This window comes from Flavobacterium sp. KS-LB2, from assembly GCF_036895565.1.
Classification (GTDB): Bacteria; Bacteroidota; Bacteroidia; order Flavobacteriales; family Flavobacteriaceae; genus Flavobacterium.
This window is the reverse complement of sequence record NZ_CP145904.1, coordinates 2167409-2190638: the sequence shown is the minus strand read 5'-3', so window position 1 is coordinate 2190638 and position 23230 is coordinate 2167409. Positions and strand designations below refer to the sequence as shown.

The following is a 23230-nucleotide window of genomic DNA, read 5'->3' as shown; positions in this document are numbered from 1 at the left end:
TGCTTCATCATGGCTATTATCCTCAATACTACATTGATTTATGAACTTTTCTTGTTGTTTTGATGTATTCGTGTAGTATCGCTATTTTGCTTACTATAACGTTGTAATTATTTACTTTGGCTCCACTAACTTTAACAAAATATTACTATATGAGAAATATTATTTTTAGCTTTTTAGCACTCATTTTACTACCAGCTTACATGTCTGGACAAGTAATTAAGGGAAAGGTATTAGATAAGGATGGAATTGGGATTCCTGGCGCTATGATAGTAGCTGCTGATTCTAAAACTTCAACTGATACTGATTTTGACGGAAATTTTAATATTAATGCCAAAGCAGGCGAAGTATTAAAAATAAGTATGGTAGGTTTTGAAGCCCTATCAGTTTCTGCACTAGCAGAACCGATGCGCATAACATTACAAGAATCCAAAGACACTGCCTTAAAAGAAGTAGTCATCATTGGGTACGGAACCAGAAAAAAGATTGATAACACTACAGCAATAACTTCATTGAAAGCAGAGGAAATATCTAAAACCAAGGTATTAAATGCTTCTCAAGCTATACAAGGAAAAGCAGCTGGGGTTCAGGTAATTTCATCCGATTTGCCGGGAAGCACTCCTTCTGTAATTATTAGAGGTTTGGGTACCGCTTTAGGTGGACGTACTCCTTTATATATTGTAGATGGGATGCCTACTGACAATATCAATAACATCAATACAAATGATATTACTTCGTACGAAATTTTGAAAGATGCCTCTGCATTAGCTATTTATGGTACAAGAGCCGCAAATGGTGTTATCATTATTACCACCAAAAAAGGTAAAGGAGACAAAGTTTCGGTTGAATTTGAAAGCTTTGCCGGTTTTAGAGAGCCTTTGAAAAAAGTAAAAATGGCCGGAAGTAATAAGTACGCACATTATTCGAATAGCGCTTTACAAACAACAACTTTTTCACAGGATCAACCCGTAAATACAGATTGGTTTGATGCTATTACAAGAACAGGTTCGTATACTCAAAATAACGTGTCGGTTTCTGGTGCAACAGAGAATATTAAATATTTTTTCAGTTTAGGAAATTACCAAGAGAAAGCAATCCTTAACGGATTGGATTACAGTCGTACCACTTTTAGAAATAACAACGAATTCAAAATTTCTAAAAAACTGACTTTGAATCAAAATTTGAGTTTTGGTGCAGCAAATTCTACTCCAAAACCATTGAGTGCTTTTACTAATGCTTACAAACAATCTCCAATAGTTCCCGTTCGTTTTTCAAATGGACAATATGGCGTTTCTTACGTTGGTGCTGACGGTTTTGCTGGTACTGCGGGTTCTTCTTTTAACAATGTAGGAAATCCTGTAGCGCAATTAGACTATTTTGATGAAGAGCAAAGAAGCATAACCTTGCAAGGTGGTTTGAAATTGGATTATGATATTATAAAATCATTAAAATTCACATCGCAATTTAACGGAGAATATTATTCTTGGAAAAATTACAACTTCGAAGACACAAAAACTATTTGGCAATCCAATAATAATCCAGGTCAATTAAGCAGTATTATTTATCCAGCGGACAGAAATATTAATTTATTGACAAAAGGAAGAAATCAATATTTCAATTGGAATTTATCGAATTACATGACTTATAACAAAGTTTTTGCTTCCATACACGATGTTGAACTAACAGCTGGTATAGAAACTTCTGTTCGTGGAGCAAGAGAACAATTGACAGTAGCAAGAAAAAATGTAAATGCTGATTCAAATTACTGGTCATTAGCTGGTGTTGATTATGTAGGGACAGTTGTGAATTATAGAGATGAGGTTTTCAATGAAAATAAAATAGCCTCTTATTTTGGTCGTTTCCAATATAAATTAATGGACAGATACTTATTTACAGGTACCATTAGACGTGATGGATCATCAAACTTTGGTAAAGACTACCGTTGGGGAACTTTTCCTGCTTTTGGTTTAGGATGGGTTATTACCAAAGAAGAATTTATGGCTAATGCAAAAGGAATTGACTTGTTGAAATTAAGAGGTGGATGGGGTAAATTAGGAAACCAAAATGTTCCTCTTAACAGTCAAGCCTATAGTTCTGGTCTTACGTATTATTTAGGCGGTTCTTTATTGAATGAAGGAACGACTATCAATTCTCAAGTAGATCCAAGCTTGTCATGGGAAATTACGGAAGAGACTTCTGCAGGTTTAGATTTTGAAGTATTGAATAGCAGATTGAAAGGATCCTTTGATGTTTATGATAAAACAACAACCAATGTTATTTTAAACACGAGACCTTACATCACTTCAGGAATCAGTAATTCTTCGCCGGCACACGTAGGTGAAGTATCGAATAAGGGATATGAAATTGCGTTGCGTTGGGATGATAAACTAACGGACAATCTGAGTTACTGGGTTGGTGGAAATTTTTCGAACAACAAAAATGAACTAACAGGTTTAAAAGATGCTACGCTTGCACCAATTAACGGTGGAGATTTAGCAAATGGGCAATGGACTAAATTATTAGACAATTCATCAATAGGCAAGCCATTAGGTAGTTTCTATATGTATGAGTATGCTGGTTTTGATGCTACAAATGGTAAAATGTTATACAACACCGCTGCAGGAACGCAGGTAACTCAAGATGCTTTAGATGCAAATGCTGATAAAAAATATGTAGGTTCTATTTTACCAACTTCAACCTATGGAGTTACTTTAGGTTTGAACTATAAAAACTTCGATTTTTCAGTAGATGGTTACGGAACCCAAGGAGCAAAAGTCTACAATGGTAAAAAAGCACAGCGTTTTACTGGAGAAAATATCGAAGATGTATTAGCAACTGATTTTTGGACAGTAAACAATACAACAGCTACAAAACCAGGTGCATTTAATCAAGTTCCGGTTGCTTCAACGTATTATTTAGAATCGGGAGATTTCTTCAGAATCAACAATATTACTTTAGGATATAAAATTCCATTTAAAGAAGGATTTTTAACTGCTTGTAGAGTATATGTAAATGCTATTAATCCATTTATTACCCAAAAATTCTCAGGATTCTCTCCAGAACTAAATGGAAATGGAGATCCTTATGGAACACAAGGTATTGAGTTGGATGCATACCCAACATTAAGATCAGTTGTAATTGGTGCTAATTTAAAATTTTAATACAATGAAAAAGATATATATATCCATTTTTGCGCTATCCGCATACTTTTTTTCGGGATGTTCAAACGACTATTTAGACGTAGATCAAACAGAGGCTATTTCTACAAAAGATATTGAATTGTTCAATAATGATGCTGGAGCAGCCACTTTTGTAACGGCAATCTACAGTAAATTTTTAGACTGGAACTTGACTTCATTTTCATGGATTGGATTGTCAAGTATTGCTTCTGATGACGCTGACAAAGGATCGTCTCCAGGAGATACTGGTTCTGATAAAGATTTAATGGATGCTTTAACATACAATCCTTCTTCACCATCTACCAGTGAGATTTTTGCAGCAAATTACGAAGGAATTAATAGATGCAATCAAGCCTTAAATATCATTCCACAATTAGATAAAGCAGATTCCGCTTTACGCGCACGATTATTGGGAGAAGCTAAGTTCTTGAGAGCTTTTATGTATTTCACTTTGGTGAAAACCTACGGAGGTGTTCCTATTGTGGATCATTTACCAAATCCGTCTTCAGAGGAGGATAGAATTATGCAATTAACGCGTAAATCAAGTGCAGAAGTATATGCTTTTATCGAAAATGATTTGAATGATGCTATTGCGGCATTGCCTAATAAATCAGAATATCCTGCTGCTGAAAAAGGAAGAGCTTCTAAAGGAGCAGCCTACGCTTTATTGGCAAAAATAAATTTGTACCAAAAAAACTGGCAGAGAGTAGTGGACAACTGTAATTTAGTTACTGGCTATGCTATTGTTTCTGATTACGCATCGATGTATAAATTGGCAGGAGAGAATGATGCCGAATCTATTTTTGAAATTCAAGGAACGGGTTCTGTGCCAGCCAAAGGAATTTCGGGATACTCTAATACACAAGGTGCTCGTGGTGCTGGTGGATGGGGCTGGGGTTTCAATACGCCTTCTCAAAGTTTAGTAAATGCATATGAAACGGGCGATGTTCGAAAAAATGCAACCATTATTTTTAGAGGAACAACCTTGTATGATGGTAGAGTGGTACCTTTTACAGTTGAAAACGAACGATACAATTACAAAGCGTATTCTTCTGCTTTTACAGATGGTTGGGAGACGGATGTCAATATCAAATACTTGAGATATGCTGAGGTTTTATTAATGAAAGCAGAAGCGCTAAATGAATTAGGACAAACTACAGCAGCGATTCCGTTGTTGAATCAAATTAGAACAAGAGCAGGATTAGGAAATACAACTGCTGTTTCTCAAGGTGATGTTCGAACTGCAATTTGGAAAGAAAGAAGAGTGGAAATGGCATTTGAGCACGATAGATTTTTTGACTTAGTGCGCACAGGGCAAGCAGTAGCTGCATTTGCTATTGACGGAAAAACATTTGTTGCAGGCAAACATGAATTGTTCCCATTGCCACAAGCGTTTATAAATCAAGCAGGCGGATTATCAGCTCAAAATCCTAATTATTAATTCAATACAACCGTAAAATGAAAAAAAATAAATATATTTTCTTATATGCTTCTGTTTTAGTGTCACAATTTTTTGTGAGCTGTAACGAGGATAGTATAGATAAAGTTAATGCCCCAATTGCTTATGAAGCAATTGGTGGTTATGAAAGTTCAGATGATGTGGCTGCTGCTAACTTAATTACTAAATTTAGTTTTGAGAATAGCATTGCCGATTCCAAAAATGGAATCACCGGTGGAGTAGGAACTAATGTGTCCTATGGAAACGGAATAAAAGGCATGGCCTACAAAGGATCTACAAGTTCTTTCATTACCTACAGCACAGTGGCTAGCTCTGTAGTAGATGTAAAAAGTATCACGGTTTCGATGTGGATTAATACCAATCCACACACAGGTGGTGCGCAGTCTTTATTTATGTTACCTAAAACAACAGATTTTTGGGGGAATATTTTCACTTTAATCGAAGGAACGGGCCCAGCAACAACAATGTTAGTCAAAAATCACGTTCAAAAAGATGTAACGCCAAGTATTGCGTGGTCTGGTCAGTTTATAGAGCATGGTGGCGCTAATGTTTTACCTAATATGTTTGGTAGTTGGAAACATGTCGTTTGGACCTACAGCGGTGCAAGTTCTACCTACAGCATCTACATTGATGGTAAAAAATTAGATTTACCAGCCTCAATTGCTAAGCGATATGCAAGTGATCCTCTTGCCGGTGGTGTAGGGTATGGCGATCTTGCCAATTCGAATGTTTCAAAGTTCATTATTGGAGGATACCAACAGCATTTAGGTGCGCCATGGAATGCACCTGATGGGTGGATGTTGAATTATACAGGTATGATGGATGAATTCAGGATATACAATGCTGCTCTTTCAGAAAATGAAGTGGTTGCTTTGTATAAATTAGAAAAGGACAACAGATAAAATGCTTTTATACAACTAGTTAGCTTTAAACTAGGTGTTTTTTCAATTATTAATACTTTTATTTTATACAAATGAAAAAGTACGTATACGGATTATTATTTTTTAATTTTTTTATCTCTTGTTCCTCTTCAACGCCCGAAGGTAAAGGAGGTGGCACGCCATTGCCTACAAGTCCGACAGTGCCCACAGTTCCTTTGACTGATACAGAAGCGATGGATCAAGTCCAAAAAGATGCTATCAAATATTTTTGGGACTATGCCGAAACCAATTCGAAGTTAGCTCGAGAACGTTACCTGACTGAGGATCCTAGTTTTGAAGCCAATATCGTTACTACTGGAGGCTCTGGTTTTGGGTTAATGACCCTTATTGTAGGGATTGAGCGAGGTTTTATACCAAGATCCGAAGCTGTTTCTCGATTAACAACGGCTATGATGTTTTTAGAAAAAGCAGATCGATTTCACGGTGCTTGGCCACATTGGATTAATGGAACGACAGGAAAAGTAATTCCTTTTGGGACCAAAGATAATGGAGGTGACCTTGTTGAAACGGCTTTTTTATGCCAAGGATTATTAACAGTTAGAGAATATTTTAAAAACGGAAATACTGCTGAAAAAGCACTTGCTACCAAAGCAGATGATTTGTGGAAAGGCGTTGAATGGGATTGGTATACCAAAGGTGAAAATGCCATGTATTGGCACTGGTCTCCTAACTATGGTTGGGAAATGAATTTCAAATTAGAAGGTTACAACGAATGTTTGATTACTTATGTTATGGGTGCTGCTTCTCCAACACATCCAATTCCAGCAGCAGCGTATCATCAAGCTTGGGCTCGTAACGGTGCAATTGCAAACGGAAGTTCTCAATATGGAATACCAGTAATTTTTAATTATAACGGAGCTACAGGAAATGTTGGGCCTTTGTTTTGGGCACAATACTCTTATTTGGGAATGGATCCACGAGGACTAACGGATACGTATGCCAATTATTGGACACTGACACAAAACCACTCTAAAATCATCAATCAATATTGTATTGCTAATCCAAAACAATGGGCGGGTTATTCTGATAAATGTTGGGGACTTACCGCTAGCTATACCAGAAATACGGATGGATCTACTGGATATACCGCACATCAACCACTAAATGATACCGGAGTTATCACACCTACGGCTGCATTATCTTCATTTCCTTTTACACCAGTAGAGAGTATGAAGTTTTTACATTATTTATACGATGAAAAAAAGAGCTCGTTAGTTGGTATTGCAGGACCTTACGATGCCTTTTCGCCTCATTACAATTGGGTAACTCCACGTTATTTAGCCATTGATCAAGGGACTATTGTTCCCATGATTGAGAATCATCGTACAGGATTGATTTGGAAATTGTTTATGCAGGCACCTGAAGTAAAAGTAGGGTTAAAAACACTTGGTTTTTCATCTACTCAATATGGATTTTAAATAAATAACAGATGAAAAGTAAGTTAGTACTAGTTGCGTTTTTATTTTCTATGCTATCTTTTGGGCAGAGCGATGTCATTGGAACTATAAAAACAGAAATCGTTCACAAAAGCGAATTGAATTACGCTTTGCATCTTCCAAAGAATACCAAAGATAAAAAGCCTCTGATTGTATTTCTTCATGGTTCTGGTGAAAAAGGAACCGATATCGAAAAAGTAAAAGCTCATGGACCATTCAAGTATTTAAAAAATCACGAATTAGACGCGTATGTTTTGGCACCACAATGTCCTGAAAATGAATATTGGAACCAAGAGGCACTGCATCGTTTGATTTTAAAAATACAAAAAGAGAACAATGTTGATAGCGATAGAATCTATCTCACAGGACTCAGTATGGGTGCTTGGGGCGCTTGGAATTTAGTTGTTGCACATCCTGAAACCTTTGCGGCTTTAGTTCCTATAGCAGGATTTGTAGATCGGATTCCAATGATAGAAAACTGTAAGATTGCAGTCATTCCTACTCGAATTTTTCACGGTTTGCTGGATGATGTGGTGAATGTTTCGTATTCGATTGAAATGTATAAAAAATTAAAAACCTGTAATACTAATGTTACGCTAACCATTTTTGATGATGCCAATCACGATAGCTGGACAAGAGTATATGACAACCAAGAAATCTATGATTGGATGTTCAAACAAACAAAAAAGAAATAAAATGAAAATCAAACTTATAATCCTTTTAATTGGTTTTTCACTTTTTGGCTATAGCCAAAAAAAGGCTACTAAAAAGGCGATTGCCATCAAACCAAAAACAGAATTTGTTGCCGAATTACTGTCGAAGATGACATTAGAAGAAAAAATAGGACAATTAAATTTACCAACTTCAGGCGATATCACTACGGGTGCAGCCAATAGCTCTAACGTAGCTAAAAATATCGAAGAGGGCAAGGTAGGCGGATTATTCAACATAAAATCTGTTCAGAAAATTAAAGAAGTTCAGAAAATTGCTGTTGAAAAAAGCCGATTGAAGATTCCATTGCTTTTTGGAATGGATGTCATCCACGGTTATGAAACTACTTTTCCTATTCCGTTAGGCTTGTCTTGCATTTGGGATATGAAACTAATCGAGAGAACTGCACAAATTGCTGCTCAGGAAGCAAGTGCCGATGGGATAAACTGGACGTTTTCTCCTATGGTTGATATTTCTCGTGATCCACGTTGGGGTAGAGTTTCTGAAGGTTCCGGTGAAGATCCTTTCTTAGGAAGTCAGATTGCAAAAGCCATGGTCAACGGCTACCAACAAAATGATTTATCTAAAAACAATTCTATTTTATCATGTGTGAAACATTTTGCATTGTATGGCGCGCCAGATGCGGGACGCGATTACAATACAGTAGATATGAGCCGTATCAAAATGTACAATGATTATTTCCCGCCGTATAAAGCTGCTATTGACGCCGGCGTAGGTTCCGTAATGGCGTCTTTCAATGAAATTGATGGAATTCCTGCAACTGGAAACAAATGGTTAATGACGGATGTATTGAGAAAACAATGGGGTTTCAACGGTTTTGTGGTAACTGATTTCACCGGAATTCCGGAAATGATAGAGCACGGAATGGGCGATTTGCAAACTGTATCTGCTCTGGCATTAAATGCCGGAATTGAAATGGACATGGTAGGCGAAGGCTTCCTTACAACGTTGAAGAAATCATTGGCGGAAGGAAAAGTGACTATCGAACAAATAGATAATGCAGCGCGTCTTATTTTGAATGCCAAATATGATTTGGGATTATTCCAAGATCCTTATAAATATTGTGATGAAAAAAGAGCGAAAACAGAAATTTTCACTAAAAATCATAGAGCAGAAGCGAGATCTATTGCTTCACAATCATTGGTTTTATTAAAAAATAACAATCAGTTGTTACCGCTTAAAAAATCAGGAACGGTTGCTGTTATTGGCCCATTGGCTGATGCCAAAGAAAATATGGCAGGAACTTGGAGTGTGGCTACTAATATGGAAAAATCCATATCTGTTTTAGCCGGAATCAAAGAAGTGGCAGGTGATGCTACAAAAGTGCTGTACGCCAAAGGAAGTAATTTGGATTATGATGCCGTTTTCGAGGAGAAAGCAACCATGTTTGGGAAAACCTTGCACCGTGACAACAGAACCGCCGAAGAATTATTGACAGAAGCCCTGAAAATTGCCAGCCAATCTGATGTGATAGTTGCCGCTTTAGGCGAATCAGCAGAGATGTCAGGCGAAAGCAGTAGCCGAACTAATTTAGAGATTCCTCAAGCGCAAAAAGACTTGTTACAAGCCTTATTGAAAACTGGAAAACCTGTAGTATTGGTTTTATTTACCGGTCGTCCATTAGTGTTAGTACAAGAACACGAAACGGTTCCAGCAATTTTGAATACCTGGTTTGCAGGAAGTGAAGCAGGAAACGCAATAGCTGATGTGTTGTTTGGAAATGAAAATCCTTCGGGTAAATTAACGGCTACATTCCCAAGAAGCGTTGGGCAAGTGCCGATTCATTACAATCAAAAAAATACAGGAAGGCCACTTGGAAATAAAGAAGGGAAGTTCGAAAAATTCCGTTCTAATTATATCGATGAAAGAAATGAGCCTTTGTATCCATTTGGATATGGGTTGAGCTACACGACTTTTGCATATTCTAATTTGAAGATTTCTTCTGATAAAATGACGGTTTCAGAAAAGCTTACTGTTTCGGTTGATGTGACTAACACTGGAAATTTTGACGGTAAAGAAGTAGTTCAATTGTACATCAGAGATGTAGTAGGATCGGTAACTAGACCCGTAAAAGAATTGAAAGGATTCCAAAAAGTAGTCATCAAAAAAGGAGAAAAACAAACCGTAACTTTCGAAATTTCTGTCGAGGAGTTAAAGTTTTATAATTCTGATTTACAATTTATAGCTGAACCTGGTACTTTTCAAGTTTTTGTAGGCACAGATTCTAGCACCGATAATAAAGTTGATTTTGTGTTGATTAAGTAAATGTTTGGTTTGTTTATTTATGATCAGCCCTTCGGTATTTCTATCGAAGGGTTTTTTTATTACAAAAAAATTAGATTTGTCATTTTCAAATACTACTAGAAAACACATTTTTCGCTACTTTTATCCTTTCAAAAATTAATCCAAATGAAATATGTATTTTCTCTTTGTCTGCTCTTCGTTCTGAGTGTGGCACAAGCACAAAACGTTTTGTCTCCGTCAGGTAAACTCAATTTAATCTTTAAACTTGACGATTCTGGACGCCCTTTTTACAGTGTTACTTTCAATACTAAAACAGTTGTTCTAGAAAGTGCTCTTGGGATAAAATTAAAAGACAAACCCGCATTAGATGCCAATTTTGAAAAAATATCGGCTACCACAAGCACTTTTAATGAAACTTGGAAACCTGTTCTAGGAGAGCAATCTAGTGTAGTAAACCATTACAATGAGTTGAATGTTGCACTCATCAACAAAGGGACCAAAGTGAAAATCAATATTATTTTTAGGGTTTTTGACGAAGGTGTGGCTTTTAGATACGATTTTCCTAAACAAGCGGAGCTTAATTATTTCATCATTTCGGATGAGGGAACTCAATTTAATCTGACTGAAAACAATAAAGTATTCTGGATTCCAGGTGATTTTGACAGTAATGAATACGAATACAACGAGACCAAAATTTCAGAAATTGATAACACAAAGATCAATATGAACAATGGAATCGGCGTTAAATCTATTCCTGGTCGTTACATGGTGCAAACGCCTTTGATGATGAAAGCACCCTCAGGATTGTACCTAAATATTTTTGAAGCTGCCGTTGTCAATTATCCCGTGATGCATTTGAATACAGATGTAGCAAACAACAAATTTAAGGCAGAATTGGTTCCGAATGCTATTGGTGATAAAGCTTATTTACAAACACCTTGCGTTTCGCCTTGGAGAACCATTATGATTAGTAATGATGCCAGAGATATTGTTAGCTCAAAGATGATTCTGAACCTAAACGAACCTTCAAAATTAGAAGATACTTCTTGGATAAAACCGATGAAATACGTTGGTATTTGGTGGGAAATGCACGTAGGGAAATCGACTTGGGATTATGCTGGATCTCAAAATGCCACTAATTTTGCCGATGCGCCAAAAGCTTCCGGAAAACATGGTGCTACTACTGAAAATACCAAACGATACATTGATTTTGCTGCAAAAAACGGTTTTGATGGCGTTCTAGTTGAAGGCTGGAATGTAGGTTGGGAAGACTGGAACGGAAACTGGAAAGAGGAAGTTTTTGATTTTACAACGCCGTATCCGGATTTTGATATTGCAGCACTTTCGGCTTACGCCAAAGAAAAAAAAGTAAAAATGATCATGCATCACGAGACCTCAGGCTCGGTTGGTAATTATGAAAGACATCTGGACCGTGCTTTCAATTTGATGAAAAAATACGAGTACCCTGCAGTCAAGTCAGGCTACGTTGGTAAAATAATTCCTCGTGGTGAATTTCATGACGGACAAGCGATGGTAAATCACTTTAATTTTGTGGTAAAACGCGCTGCCGATTATAAAATAATGATCAACTCACACGAGTCGTCACGACCAACTGGTTTTGGAAGAACGTATCCTAACTATATTGCTGCCGAAGCGGCTCGCGGTAACGAATTTAATGCGTGGAGTGTGGGTAATCCGCCAGCGCACGAAACCATTTTGCCATTTACCAGACAATTGGGTGGTCCGATGGATTATACGCCAGGAATTTTTGAAGTTAAAATGAGTTATTACGACAAAAACAAAACAGAGCAGGTGCATACTACTTTAGCAAAACAATTGGCCTTGTATGTTACTATGTATTCACCTTTGCAAATGGCTGCCGACTTGCTTGAAAATTATGAGAAATATTCTGATGCATTTCAATTCATCAAAGATGTCGAAACAGATTGGGATAATAGTATTTATTTAGAGGCAGAACCAGGCGATTATGTGACAGTAGCCCGTAAAACCAAAGGAAAGGAAACGTGGTTCTTAGGTGCTATTACCGATGAAAATGCAAGAAAATCAGAAGTGAAATTGGATTTTTTGACAGCAGGAAAAAAATACAAAGCAACAATATATGCCGATGCAGCTACTGCACACTGGAAAAACAATCCAATTGCGTACCAAATTAAAACCATGACGGTCACTAGTAAGTCAAAACTAAAATTGATTTTAGCTGCAGGTGGCGGTACAGCGGTTAGTTTTGAACCCATTCAATAATCCAAATCCTGCAAGAGCGATATTCTTGCAGGATTTTTTTTTAGCGAAAGCAAAAATTCCAAACAGAATGTCGAAATTGCTACCTTAATTACAACAAAAAATACAACAATCACTTGCAACAACTTTTTTAAACTATGAAAAAATCAATTCTTATGGCTGCACTTTTGTGCGGTACATTACCGCTCTTAGCGCAAACCGCCGCTGAGCAAACTTTAAAAGAAATTTACAAATCGTCATTAACCGATGCCAAATGTTATCCTTGGTTAGATCATTTATCGAATACTATTGGTTCTCGATTATCAGCTTCTCCAGGGGCTGAGAAAGCGGTTTTGTATACCAAAGCACAACTCGAAACCTTGGGCGTAGATAAAGTGTACCTTCAAGAAGTAATGGTGCCAAAGTGGGTGAGAGGCGAAAAAGAAATTGGTTATTTACAACTGGGGAAACAAAAAATTACTTTTCCAATTTGTGCGCTGGGAGGTTCTGTGGCAACTCCAAAATCAGGTTTAAATGCTACCGTAATCGAAGTAAAAAGCTTAGAAGAATTGACCGCTTTGGGCGAAGCAAAAGTAAAAGGAAAAATCATATTTTTTAACCGACCAATGAATCCTGAATTTGTAGAGACTTTTAAAGCCTACAGTGGTTGTGTGGATCAAAGATCATCTGGAGCAAGAGAGGCAGGAAAATTAGGTGCTTTGGCTGTTATTGTGCGTTCTATGAATTTACGTATGGATGATTTACCTCATACTGGTGCAACTAATTATGGAGATATCAGTAAAGATCAACGCATTCCCGCAGCTGCAATAAGCACAAATGGAGCTGAATTATTGAGCAAAAGTTTGAAAGCCAATCCAAATGCTACTTTTTATTTAAAACAATCGTGTCAAACTTTTGATGATGTATTGTCGCATAATGTTGTGGCAGAAATGACAGGTACTGAACATCCAGAACAAATTATGGTAGTGGGCGGACACCTTGATTCTTGGGATTTAGGAGACGGTTCGCATGATGATGGTGCTGGCTGTGTGCAAAGCATGGAAGTGTTGAACATCTTTAAAAACATTGGCTATAAACCGAAACATACTTTACGAGTAGTACTGTTTATGAACGAAGAAAACGGAGTTCGTGGCGGTAAAGAATATGAAATTCAGTCTGCAAAAAGTAATGAAAATCATATTTTTGCTTTAGAAAGTGATTCAGGAGGCTTTTCTCCAAGAGGTTTTTCTATCGATGGGGATGAGGCAAATTTCAACCAAATTAAAAATTGGGGAGTCTTATTTGAACCGTATTTGATTCACAAATTTGTGAAAGGACACTCAGGTGTTGATATCGGACCTTTGCAATCAAAGCAAATTATTAAAGTAGGTTTACAACCAGATTCCCAACGCTATTTTGATTACCATCATGCTGCAAATGATACTTTTGATGCAGTTAATAAAAGGGAACTGGAGCTGGGTGCTGCCGCTATGGCCTCGCTGCTATATCTTATTGATCAAAACGGTATTGTAAAATAAAATTAATGAAATTTGTGAAGGTGTTGCAGTAACTATTCTTTTAATATTTAAAGGAAATAGTAAATGTAGCACCTTCATTTATTTTACTCTCAACTGCAATTCGACCACCCAAACTAGTAATATGATTGTAAACTAAATACAATCCTATCCCATTACTGTCTACGTTACTGTGGAATTTTTCATACAAACCAAAAACCTTATCTTTTACTTTATCCATATCAAAACCAAGTCCATTATCAGAAAAAATTAATTGGTTCACTCCATTGTTTTTTCTAGATTGAATCTTAATAATGGGTGCATGGTTTGGTTTTGCGTATTTAATCGAGTTGGTTAGTAAATTCAAAAAAATACTTTTGATGTATGCTTTGTTGAAAGTAACATTCTCGAACTCTGAAAAGTCAACATTAATAATTGCTTTTGAATCGAGTACCAAGGAATTTATAGATACAAGAACTTCAGCAAGGGATTCATTTAAATTTATTTCTTCTATTTGTGTTGTTAAACTCTCATTTTTAACTAAATCATCAATAGAATTGTTTAAAGTTTGTTTCAAGTTTTCACTGGTTAATTTTAAAATTTCGATTAACTCTAAGGTTTCAGGATCATTGATTTTAGAAATATCGATAAGGCTAAAAACCGAAAGCATATTATTAATCGGTGATTTTAAGTCATGAGATGTTTTGTGTGATAAAACGGTAAGTTCCTTATTAATTTGTGTAAGATTTGCCAGAAGTATATTTCGTTCTTCTTCTACTTTTTTTTTGTGAGTAATATTTTTGGCAATAGCGTATACTAATTTTTCAGACTCGACTGGCATGGAGGTCCATGACAACCAAACAATACCTCCGCTTTTAGTTAAATATCGGTTTTCAAAGTTTAAAAGAGGTTTGTTTTTATATACTTGCTCTCTGGTTTCAAGGGTGATTTGCAAGTCTGGGGAGTACACTAAACTACTAATAGGTCTAGCATACAATTCTTCATCTGTATATTCTAATAATTTAGAAACTGCTGGATTTATTCTCTTAAAATAGCCATCAAACCCTGCAATACAAATAAAATCAGCCGAGATATTAAAAAAGTTATCAAAGTGATAAATTCCTTCTGGATCAGGATTAGTTTTGTTTTTAGTCATTGAGCTTAATGATAGTTATTATTTAGATTAAGAGCTGATACTAATACTATATTTTTTTTTATTATTTTAAAAAGTAAATATAATTTCAAATTTAGCTAATATATTAAATCAACAGTAATATTTTAAACAAATTTTATTTAAAATAGCGGTAAATAAAAGAAGGCTGTTGTAAAACAACAGCCTAGTCTTTCGTATTTTAAAAAAAAAGTATTTAGATTTTAAAAATCCCTCCAAATGCAATGATTCTTTGGAAAAAGAAAAAGTCTTGTGAGGCACTATCTTCGTTACTTTGCGTAGTTTTAATATCTTGCATATTGATATAACCGCCTTTAAGTTCGCCTTGTATATAAAAGTGCTTAAAAAAAGTAATATTCAAACCTGCTTTCAAAGAAGTTCCATAACCAGAAACATGAAAATCATCATGGCGTTCTTTACCTAATAGTTTTGTATTTGTTTTGGGGTACAAAAGACCAACACCAAAACCTTCGGTTAAATTTACTTGAATTTTATCGGTATTTCCAATTTTAAAAAGAGAGGAAATATCATCGTGTCTTGAGACTTCAGTATTTACATAATTCAAACCATCAGTATGCTCGAAAGTTAAAAACTCTTCGGTCAAGAGTACCTGATTGTTTGGCAGTAACTCATTGTATGATCCTGGATTAGGATAAAAGCCATCAATAGTTACAGCTTTATCTTGTGTCATCACATATTTCATGTGGTCCACACCAATTGCAACGCTATAATGGTCATTTATGAAATACCCCAATTTAAAATTTGTTTGGGGAATAGTCATTCTTGAAGGATTGATATAATCTACATGCCAGCCCTTTGGTTTATCATGCGCTTGAACATTCTCTAAAGTAAAGTTGTAATCTTTACCACGAAAAGTGATATCTGATTTAGAGTAACTGTCTCTATTTCCTCCCCATGAAACAAAGAACTTTCCTTTGTTATGAGCGGTATATTTATTTTGAATTTCAGTGTTTTCCTGTGCATTTGTACTATTAGTAAATAAGACAGCAAGGAATGCGGAATATAAAAAAAAATGTTTCAATGAATTTGTGTGCTTAAATTTAAAATGTATTTATGGTTTTTTTAATAGCAACTAACTTAGTCATTAAAGATTCAAAATAATCCAAATGCAACATATTAGCACCATCGCTTTTTGCATTAGCGGGATCAAAATGAGTTTCAATAAAGATTCCATCTACACCTACAGCAATACCAGCTTTGGCAATGGTTTCAATCATATCGGGTCTTCCGCCTGTTACACCAGCAGTTTGGTTGGGTTGTTGCAGTGAGTGTGTAACATCAAGGACAGTTGTAGCATACTGTTGCATGGTAGGTATTCCTCTAAAATCAACAACCATATCTTGGTAGCCAAACATCGTTCCTCTATCCGTAATCATTACATTTTCATTGTGACAATCCAATACTTTTTGAACGGCATGTTTCATACTTTCTGGACTCATAAATTGTCCTTTTTTCAAGTTTACTACTTTTCCAGTATTGGCAGCAGCCACTACTAAATCCGTTTGGCGCACTAAAAAAGCAGGGATTTGTAGTACATCAACATATTGTGCTGCCATGTCAGCATCTTCATTCGTGTGGATGTCAGTAACGGTAGGAACCTTAAATGTTTCCGATACCTTTCTAAGTATTTTCAATGCTTTTTCGTCACCTATTCCTGAAAAACTGTCAATTCTAGAACGGTTTGCTTTCTTAAAAGAGCCTTTGAAAACGAATGGAATTTGTAAAGTATCAGTAATGCCAACTAATTTTTCGGCAATTCGCATCGCCATTTCTTCACCTTCAATGGCACAAGGACCAGCAAGTAGAAAGAAATTACCACTTTCTGTATATTTAATTTGTGGAATATGTTGTAAGTTCATAATTTGAATTTTTAGAAAGCGCAAAGATAGTCATGATTTACGAGTTCCGATTTATGATTTATAATTTATTTGAAGCTATTTCCCGCTATCCGTTTCAATCTTTTCCTTTTTCAAGAAAAAAGTAAAAGGATTTTCACTGCTATCAGGGCTAGGGATTTGATTTATAAGGATATTTTGGAATTTGATGTCTATTATTTTTTCAATGAAAGTCCCACTGGAACCATCAGTATTCCTTTTTCATAGATGTTTAAGTACAGAATGATAGGTTTTTTTTGACCAGCCCACTTTACTTCATAAACATCGAGAAAGCCAGCGCCTAATTCGCTCCTTTTTGTTGGAAACGGACAACAATTTTCTAGTTTAGTATAGGTGATTGCCTCACCACTAGGTCCTGTAAGCGCATTGAAAAAACGCTGTTGGTTGATGGTTTCATTTACGGTATTGTTAAAGAAAATATTGATAGGATAATCTTTGTCATAGCCGTATTTTTTGTCTTTGCTGTACTCCGTAATTACAAATGCATTGTCTTTAGAAAGAGTAAGGTTTGGTGCATTATCATCCGTATTTTTCAAAGTAGATTGTGTACTGGAGCAAGAAGCTATGCTAATTAGTAACGCAATAAAAAAGATTGATTTCTTCATGTTTAGTATATATTCATTAGATGAAATTTAAATAGCAATAACAATACCATGCAATTTAAAGAATACAAATATAAACAGAACTTTAGACCTTAGGTTGGCTTCTGTGACTATTTTGGACACATACTTTTTAACCGAATCTAGTATTTCTTCTAAAATCTCTTGAAATGCTTCTTATCTTTGCATAAAAAAAAACAATATGGATATTATTTTTCAAACCTGGTCTTGGTATTTTTCTGGATTTTTGATTGGTATGATTATGTTAGCACTTATTTATTTTGGAAAGTCTTTCGGAATGTCTTCTAATTTGCGTTCGCTATGTTCTATGGCAGGTCTAGGAAGACGAGTGGCTTTTTTTGACTTTGATTGGAAAGCCCAACGGTGGAATTTAGTGGTCGTTCTAGGTGCTATGTTAGGTGGTTTTGTAGCCGTTCATTTTATGAGTGATGCCTCAAATGTATCAATCAATCCCAAAACAATTGCACAATTAGCACAAATGGGTATCGAAGCTCCAAACGGAAAACTAATGCCAGATGCTCTTTTTGGAATTTCCATTTTAGAATCTCCTAAAAGTATTTTAATCCTTCTTATTGGTGGCGTTTTAATTGGTTTTGGCTCCCGTTATGCGGGCGGTTGTACTTCAGGTCATGCCATTTCAGGCTTAAGCAACTTACAAATTCCTTCTTTGAAAGCCGTTATCGGATTTTTCATAGGTGGCTTGATCATGGCTCATTTTTTATTGCCATTAATTGTAAACTAACGAAGCAATCATCATTTAAAAATTTAAATTAAAAGCATGAAAAATATACTAAAATATCTATTGGTTGGATTTGTTTTCGGAATTGTTTTGACCAAATCAGAAGCGGTTTCCTGGTATCGCATTTACGAAATGTTTCAATTTCATTCGTTCCACATGTACGGAATTATTGGTGTGGCCATTTTTACAGGAGTTATTGGAATCCAAATCATAAAAAGAAACAATATAAAAGACATCAAAGGAGAATCTATTGTAATTCCTGACAAAGAAAAAGGATCAGCTCGCTACTGGATTGGTGGATTGTTTTTTGGATTGGGTTGGGCATTGGTCGGTTCTTGTCCTGGGCCTATATTTATATTGCTTGGCGCGGGTTTTTGGACTGTTTTGATAGTGCTTTTTGGAGCGCTTCTAGGAACTTATTTATATGGATTATTGAAAAATAAATTACCTCATTAATAAAACAGATAACACTATAAAAGTAGCATTTTCGAATGAAATGCTACTTTTTTTTGTTTAATTCCAAAATTCCTATAACAATCAAGTATTGCGCAGTTAAGTAGGTTGTCATAATCAGAAATGAGCTATACTGTATTGGTGCATAAAATTTATCAAACGCCAAAATGCTATCAGAAGCCACAAAAACAATAGCTCCAATTAGAATATATATGCTGGCAGGTTTGTGCCAGTTCATAAAGCCTTTCAAGGCAAATAATAACATAATTGAAATTGTAAGCGCGTAAACAAAAACAGGGATTTTTAAGTCTCCCAAACTTGGCAATAAAAGAAGCATCATTACGATTAAATAAAAGGCAATTGCGGTAACTCCTATCCAAAAAATCATTTTGCTTTTCTTTAAATAAATTTTTAATTGCTTGCTGAATAGTACAATATAGAAAATATGCGAAAGAAGAAAGGCTATCAATCCTGCTATAAAATATAACTCTCCTTTGTCAGCAAACATCAAAATAATATCACCTATCCATGACAAAGTCAAGGCAGTTAAAAGAACTTTCTTGGTAGTGAATCTTTCATGTAGAAAAACTGCCAGAATTAGAAAAGGCAATAAAAATGGTTTTAAGAACCAAACAATATCTTCTCTCCCTAAGAGAATTATCAATAGATAAACAAGGCTAAACCCGATGTAACTTTTTGCTATTATGTTACTCTTCATATGTTGTTTTTAAGATTGAGCTACAATCATTGTTTCTTTTTCAAAATTACTGCTGACAAAGTAAATGGTTACTAGCAATGACAAAACAAGATAGCTAGCAATTATATAACTGGCAAAAGGAAAGAGTTGATTCATTCCAAACCAATCACCAAAATATAAAATCAGTCCAATCCCGAATGCAAAACGAATACTTTCCCAAAACATAGAAATTTTCCGGGTATCCATTAATTCAGTGTAGCTGTAAACAGTTAGGAAAAGGAATGCGCCGTAAATAAATACATTTGGCAAACCTATTAACGCGATTGAATTATATAAATAACTGATGAGTAATAAAGTAGTAATAGCTTGAAATAAGGACCAATACATTAGTTTTTTAGGATGTTGAACACCGTATTTTTCAAAATCATAAACATTGGTGATTTTAGTTACCGGATATTTTTCTTCAAAATTTTCTGGACGCCAGCCTGTTGGTTTAAACCAAATAGTGAATTTGTCTTTCCAGTTTTCAGCGTGCCATGCATCGGTAATTAATAACCACAAATGCTGAAAGTTAATCCGAAATGGATTCCAAGTTCTAGCCGGTCGAGTGATTCCAAAAACTGGGGGAACCGATTCTAATTCTGCTTGAAAAGTACCAAATAACTTATCCCAAATAATAAATATTTGAGAATGGTTTTTATCCATATATTCTGGATTAATGGCATGATGCACTCTATGATGTGAGGGAGAAACCAGTATGTTTTCTAGAAAGCCAATTTTTTTAATGTGCTTGGTATGGTACCAAAATTGAAGAAATAAATGAATAGGAAGCGTTATTGCAATAACTTTGGAGGGAACTCCTAAAAGTGCGGCTGGAATCAATAAAAAGGTAAAAAGATTGACAAAACTAGAAATGGGTTGGCGTAGAGCACAAGCCAGATTGAATTCTTCACTACTGTGATGTATAGCATGTTTGTTCCATAAAAAGTTAATTTGATGAGACAAACGATGACTCCAATATCCATAAAAATCGATGGCTATAAATCCAATAAGATAAGTAAAAACAGTTGCTTCAAGATCAAATAAAGCTATTTTAGAAACAATCCAATCGTAGGTAACTACTGTTATGCTAAGTCCCAAAACATCTTTTAGGGAATTAACCATTCCAGAACTTACGCTCGAAACAGCATCCATATTAGGTGCAGTGTCTTCCCCTTTGTAATGCCCATATATTTTTTCGATGATAATTAAAATCAAAAAAATGGGCATTGCAAAAACTAAAATTTTACCGTATTCTTCCATAAAAACACTTTTTTTTATTCAAATATAGAATAAAAGAGAATGTTTTTGAATTATTCACAGTAATTTATTTATTAGAGAGAATGTTTTTTGTGGTGTTAAATTATCTCCGCATTTAATCCTGCTTCTAATAATTGGGTGCATTGGGGTTTCAATTTTTCGTAAGGTCCAGTTTTTACGGTACACTTGCCATTATAATGTACAATTAAGGAACATTGTTCAGCTTGTTCTGGAGTGTGATCGCATACACGAATCAAAGTATCTATGACATGGTCAAAAGTGTTTACATCATCATTGTAAACTACTATTTCATTGTCTAAACTAACTGATTCTTTGTGGCTTACTCTTTCTCTTACTTTTTCTTTAGTACTCATTTTGTAGGTTTTTGTACTTTCGTAATTAATAAAAAAATAATACTACTAATTTACATATTTTAAAGACACCCAATTGTTTCTTTCCAGTTTTTTAACATATGTTAAGCCTTTCTCAGTACAAGAAGCGTCTATTATTGGAATGTCCTCGTTATAAAAACCGCTTAACAATAATGTTCCATTAGGATTTAAACTGTCTACATAACTTTGCATATCGTTCAACAAAATATTTCTGTTGATATTAGCAATAATCAAATCGTATTTTTTACCTGCTAATAATGCTGCTTCTCCTTCATAAACTGTAATATGCTTACAATTATTGCGTTGTGCATTTTCTATAGAATTCAAATAACACCAGTTATCAATATCAATGGCATCAATAGGTTGAGCACCTTTCATCTCGGCAAGTATTGCTAAAATGGCAGTTCCACATCCCATATCAAGGGTTTTCATTCCAGTAACATCTATTTCTAATAAATGCTGAATCATCATGTGTGTAGTCTCATGGTGACCTGTTCCAAAACTCATTTTTGGTTCGATTACAATATCAAATTCAGCAGCTGTTTTTGGGTGAAAAGGCGCACGTACATGACAGTTTCCATCTACATCAATCGCTTCAAAATTCTTTTCCCATTCTTCATTCCAGTTTACTTGTTCGATTTCTTCGAATGTATAATCGATTGTAAATTCCTCAGATTGTAAAATATGAATGTCATCAAGAATCATTTCATCCCATAAATCCTTTTGTACAAAAGCAGAAATACCCGTTTCAGTTTCTGTAAAACTCTCAAATGCTCTTTCTCCTAATTCAGCAATTAGTATTTCTGATCCTAATTCTTTTGGCTCAATAGTGAAATGATACCCAATATAAATGTTTGACATACTTCTTTTTTTTGCAAAGGTAACAATCACTATTTAAATCGCATTTGTAAATTAAATTTTATTTTACATTTGCAGAACTAACACACAACCTTACAATGAAAAAAATTATTTTATTTTTTATTTTCATCTCTAGTATTACCAGCAATGGGCAAGTTACTATAAAACAGAATAAACACGATAATGACTTAAAATTATCGGCACTTCCTTATTACAGCTTTGGTAAGGGAATCGGAATTACCTCTCCAGACAGTTTATACCAATTGAATATTCGTTTTCGAATGCAAAACAGAGTAACATATACCGAAAATGAAGGTGAAGATGGTGTTTATGATGGACAAATCAGACGCTTGCGTTTGCGATTAGACGGATATGTAGGAACTCCAAAGTTTTTGTACGCTATCCAATTGTCATTTGCCCCGGGCGACGTGGGAGAAATTAAAGAAGGCGAGAACATTAATATCATTCGAGATGCGGTAGTTTTTTACAGACCCAATAAACATTGGAATATCAGTTTTGGTCAAACAAAATTACCTGGAAACCGTCAGCGTGTGAATTCATCAGGAGGTTTACAGTTAACTGACAGATCCATCAACAATGCCCGATTTACTATCGATAGGGATTTTGGTTTTCAAATTCACAATTTAAATGAATTTAAAGATAAATTTTCCTATAATTTTAAGACGGCAGTTTCTACTGGTGAAGGGCGTAATATAACAGGGAATGCTGATGCAGGAGTTGCCGTAACGGGAAAAGTGGAGTTATTGCCGTTTGGAGCGTTTTCTAAAGATGGAACCTATTTTGAAGGAGATATTGTGAGGGAGAAAAAACCGAAATTGATGCTTTCGGGAGCTTTTCAGCAAAATAATCATGCCAAAAGAACACAAGGGCAATTAGGAAATGATTTGTTTGAAGAACGGACTATGAAATCAGTTATGCTGGATGCGATGTTAAAATATAATGGCTGGGCAGCAATGTCAAGTTATATGTCGAGAACTACTGCTACAAATGCTGTGACTGTAAATCCAGACGATAGTTCACAATCGAATTATGCTTATGTAGGGAATGGATTTGATCATCAGTTGAGTTATAATTTTCCTTCAAACTATGAAATTATTGGTAGGTATTCTACTCAAAAAGTAGGAGAGGATATTAGAACTTTGGCTCCAAATTCGAAACAATATACGTTAGGTTTAACCAAATATATTTGGGAACATACTTTTAAATTACAAAGCGAATTGACTTTTGATACTTTAAGTTATTTTGACGGAAGGACTAAGAACAATTGGTATTTACGTTTTCAGGTAGAAATAGGAATTTAAAAAAAAAAGCGGTGAAATGAATC

19 protein-coding genes are annotated in these 23230 nt (G+C 35.3%); 11 read left to right on the top strand and 8 right to left on the bottom strand.

The window, feature by feature from the left end; genetic code table 11:
* The first annotated feature begins 149 nt into the window (after window positions 1–149).
* The 8 genes from V5J73_RS09340 (at window position 150) to V5J73_RS09305 (ending at window position 13764) form a co-directional block, all read left to right on the top strand.
* Window positions 150–3158, top strand: coding sequence for a SusC/RagA family TonB-linked outer membrane protein (locus V5J73_RS09340; protein WP_338645280.1), 3009 nt, complete (start codon window positions 150–152; stop codon window positions 3156–3158).
* A gap of 4 nt (window positions 3159–3162) precedes the next feature.
* On the top strand, window positions 3163–4617 hold the full coding sequence (locus V5J73_RS09335) for a RagB/SusD family nutrient uptake outer membrane protein (protein WP_338645278.1): 1455 nt from the start codon (window positions 3163–3165) through the stop codon (window positions 4615–4617).
* A gap of 17 nt (window positions 4618–4634) precedes the next feature.
* Window positions 4635–5537 carry a LamG domain-containing protein gene (locus V5J73_RS09330; protein ID WP_338645276.1) on the top strand — a complete coding sequence of 301 codons (903 nt, stop codon included), beginning with the start codon at window positions 4635–4637 and terminating at the stop codon, window positions 5535–5537.
* Window positions 5538–5608: 71 nt separating this feature from the next.
* Window positions 5609–6994, top strand: a complete 1386-nt coding sequence (locus tag V5J73_RS09325; protein WP_338645274.1) for a glucoamylase family protein — start codon at window positions 5609–5611, stop codon at window positions 6992–6994.
* Between the two features lie 11 nt (window positions 6995–7005).
* On the top strand, window positions 7006–7707 hold the full coding sequence (locus V5J73_RS09320) for a carboxylesterase family protein (protein ID WP_338645272.1): 702 nt from the start codon (window positions 7006–7008) through the stop codon (window positions 7705–7707).
* Window position 7708: 1 nt separating this feature from the next.
* Entirely contained in the window at window positions 7709–10009 is a 2301-nt protein-coding gene (gene bglX / locus V5J73_RS09315; protein ID WP_338645270.1) for a beta-glucosidase BglX, read from the top strand.
* Between the two features lie 144 nt (window positions 10010–10153).
* Entirely contained in the window at window positions 10154–12250 is a 2097-nt protein-coding gene (locus tag V5J73_RS09310; RefSeq protein ID WP_338645268.1) for a glycoside hydrolase family 97 protein, read from the top strand.
* 134 nt (window positions 12251–12384) lie between these two features.
* Window positions 12385–13764, top strand: a complete 1380-nt coding sequence (locus tag V5J73_RS09305) for a M28 family peptidase (RefSeq protein ID WP_338645266.1) — start codon at window positions 12385–12387, stop codon at window positions 13762–13764.
* A 40-nt stretch (window positions 13765–13804) separates the two neighbouring features.
* On the opposite strand, the gene V5J73_RS09300 is transcribed toward V5J73_RS09305, so the two are convergent.
* The 4 genes from V5J73_RS09300 to V5J73_RS09285 form a co-directional block, all read right to left on the bottom strand.
* Window positions 13805–14896 (bottom strand): PAS domain-containing sensor histidine kinase, encoded by a 1092-nt coding sequence (locus V5J73_RS09300; protein WP_338645264.1) that lies wholly within the window; start codon window positions 14894–14896, stop codon window positions 13805–13807.
* A 211-nt stretch (window positions 14897–15107) separates the two neighbouring features.
* Entirely contained in the window at window positions 15108–15953 is an 846-nt protein-coding gene (locus tag V5J73_RS09295) for a hypothetical protein (RefSeq protein WP_338645261.1), read from the bottom strand.
* Window positions 15954–15972: 19 nt separating this feature from the next.
* Window positions 15973–16791, bottom strand: coding sequence for a 3-deoxy-8-phosphooctulonate synthase (kdsA, locus tag V5J73_RS09290; protein ID WP_338645259.1), 819 nt, complete (start codon window positions 16789–16791; stop codon window positions 15973–15975).
* Window positions 16792–16982: 191 nt separating this feature from the next.
* Window positions 16983–17432, bottom strand: a complete 450-nt coding sequence (locus tag V5J73_RS09285; protein ID WP_338645257.1) for a 2-dehydro-3-deoxyphosphooctonate aldolase — start codon at window positions 17430–17432, stop codon at window positions 16983–16985.
* 196 nt (window positions 17433–17628) lie between these two features.
* On the opposite strand from V5J73_RS09285, the gene V5J73_RS09280 reads away from it, so the two are divergent.
* Together V5J73_RS09280 and V5J73_RS09275 are read left to right on the top strand one after the other, a co-directional pair.
* Complete coding sequence (locus V5J73_RS09280; protein ID WP_338645255.1) at window positions 17629–18189, top strand: YeeE/YedE family protein; 561 nt, start codon at window positions 17629–17631, stop codon at window positions 18187–18189.
* 36 nt (window positions 18190–18225) lie between these two features.
* Complete coding sequence (locus V5J73_RS09275) at window positions 18226–18642, top strand: DUF6691 family protein (RefSeq protein ID WP_338645253.1); 417 nt, start codon at window positions 18226–18228, stop codon at window positions 18640–18642.
* A 43-nt stretch (window positions 18643–18685) separates the two neighbouring features.
* On the opposite strand, the gene V5J73_RS09270 is transcribed toward V5J73_RS09275, so the two are convergent.
* From V5J73_RS09270 to prmA, 4 genes are all read right to left on the bottom strand, one after another.
* The gene (locus tag V5J73_RS09270) at window positions 18686–19357 is read right to left on the bottom strand and encodes a lysoplasmalogenase (RefSeq protein ID WP_338645251.1); all 672 of its coding nucleotides are present in this window, start codon (window positions 19355–19357) and stop codon (window positions 18686–18688) included.
* Between the two features lie 9 nt (window positions 19358–19366).
* On the bottom strand, window positions 19367–20638 hold the full coding sequence (locus tag V5J73_RS09265) for a sterol desaturase family protein (protein ID WP_338645249.1): 1272 nt from the start codon (window positions 20636–20638) through the stop codon (window positions 19367–19369).
* A 95-nt stretch (window positions 20639–20733) separates the two neighbouring features.
* Window positions 20734–21009 carry an ATP-dependent Clp protease adaptor ClpS gene (locus tag V5J73_RS09260; protein ID WP_338645247.1) on the bottom strand — a complete coding sequence of 92 codons (276 nt, stop codon included), beginning with the start codon at window positions 21007–21009 and terminating at the stop codon, window positions 20734–20736.
* 45 nt (window positions 21010–21054) lie between these two features.
* Window positions 21055–21888 carry a 50S ribosomal protein L11 methyltransferase gene (prmA, locus tag V5J73_RS09255; RefSeq protein ID WP_338645246.1) on the bottom strand — a complete coding sequence of 278 codons (834 nt, stop codon included), beginning with the start codon at window positions 21886–21888 and terminating at the stop codon, window positions 21055–21057.
* Window positions 21889–21983: 95 nt separating this feature from the next.
* Between prmA and V5J73_RS09250 the strand changes: the two genes are divergently transcribed.
* Complete coding sequence (locus V5J73_RS09250) at window positions 21984–23207, top strand: porin (protein ID WP_338645244.1); 1224 nt, start codon at window positions 21984–21986, stop codon at window positions 23205–23207.
* Window positions 23208–23230: the final 23 nt, after the last annotated feature.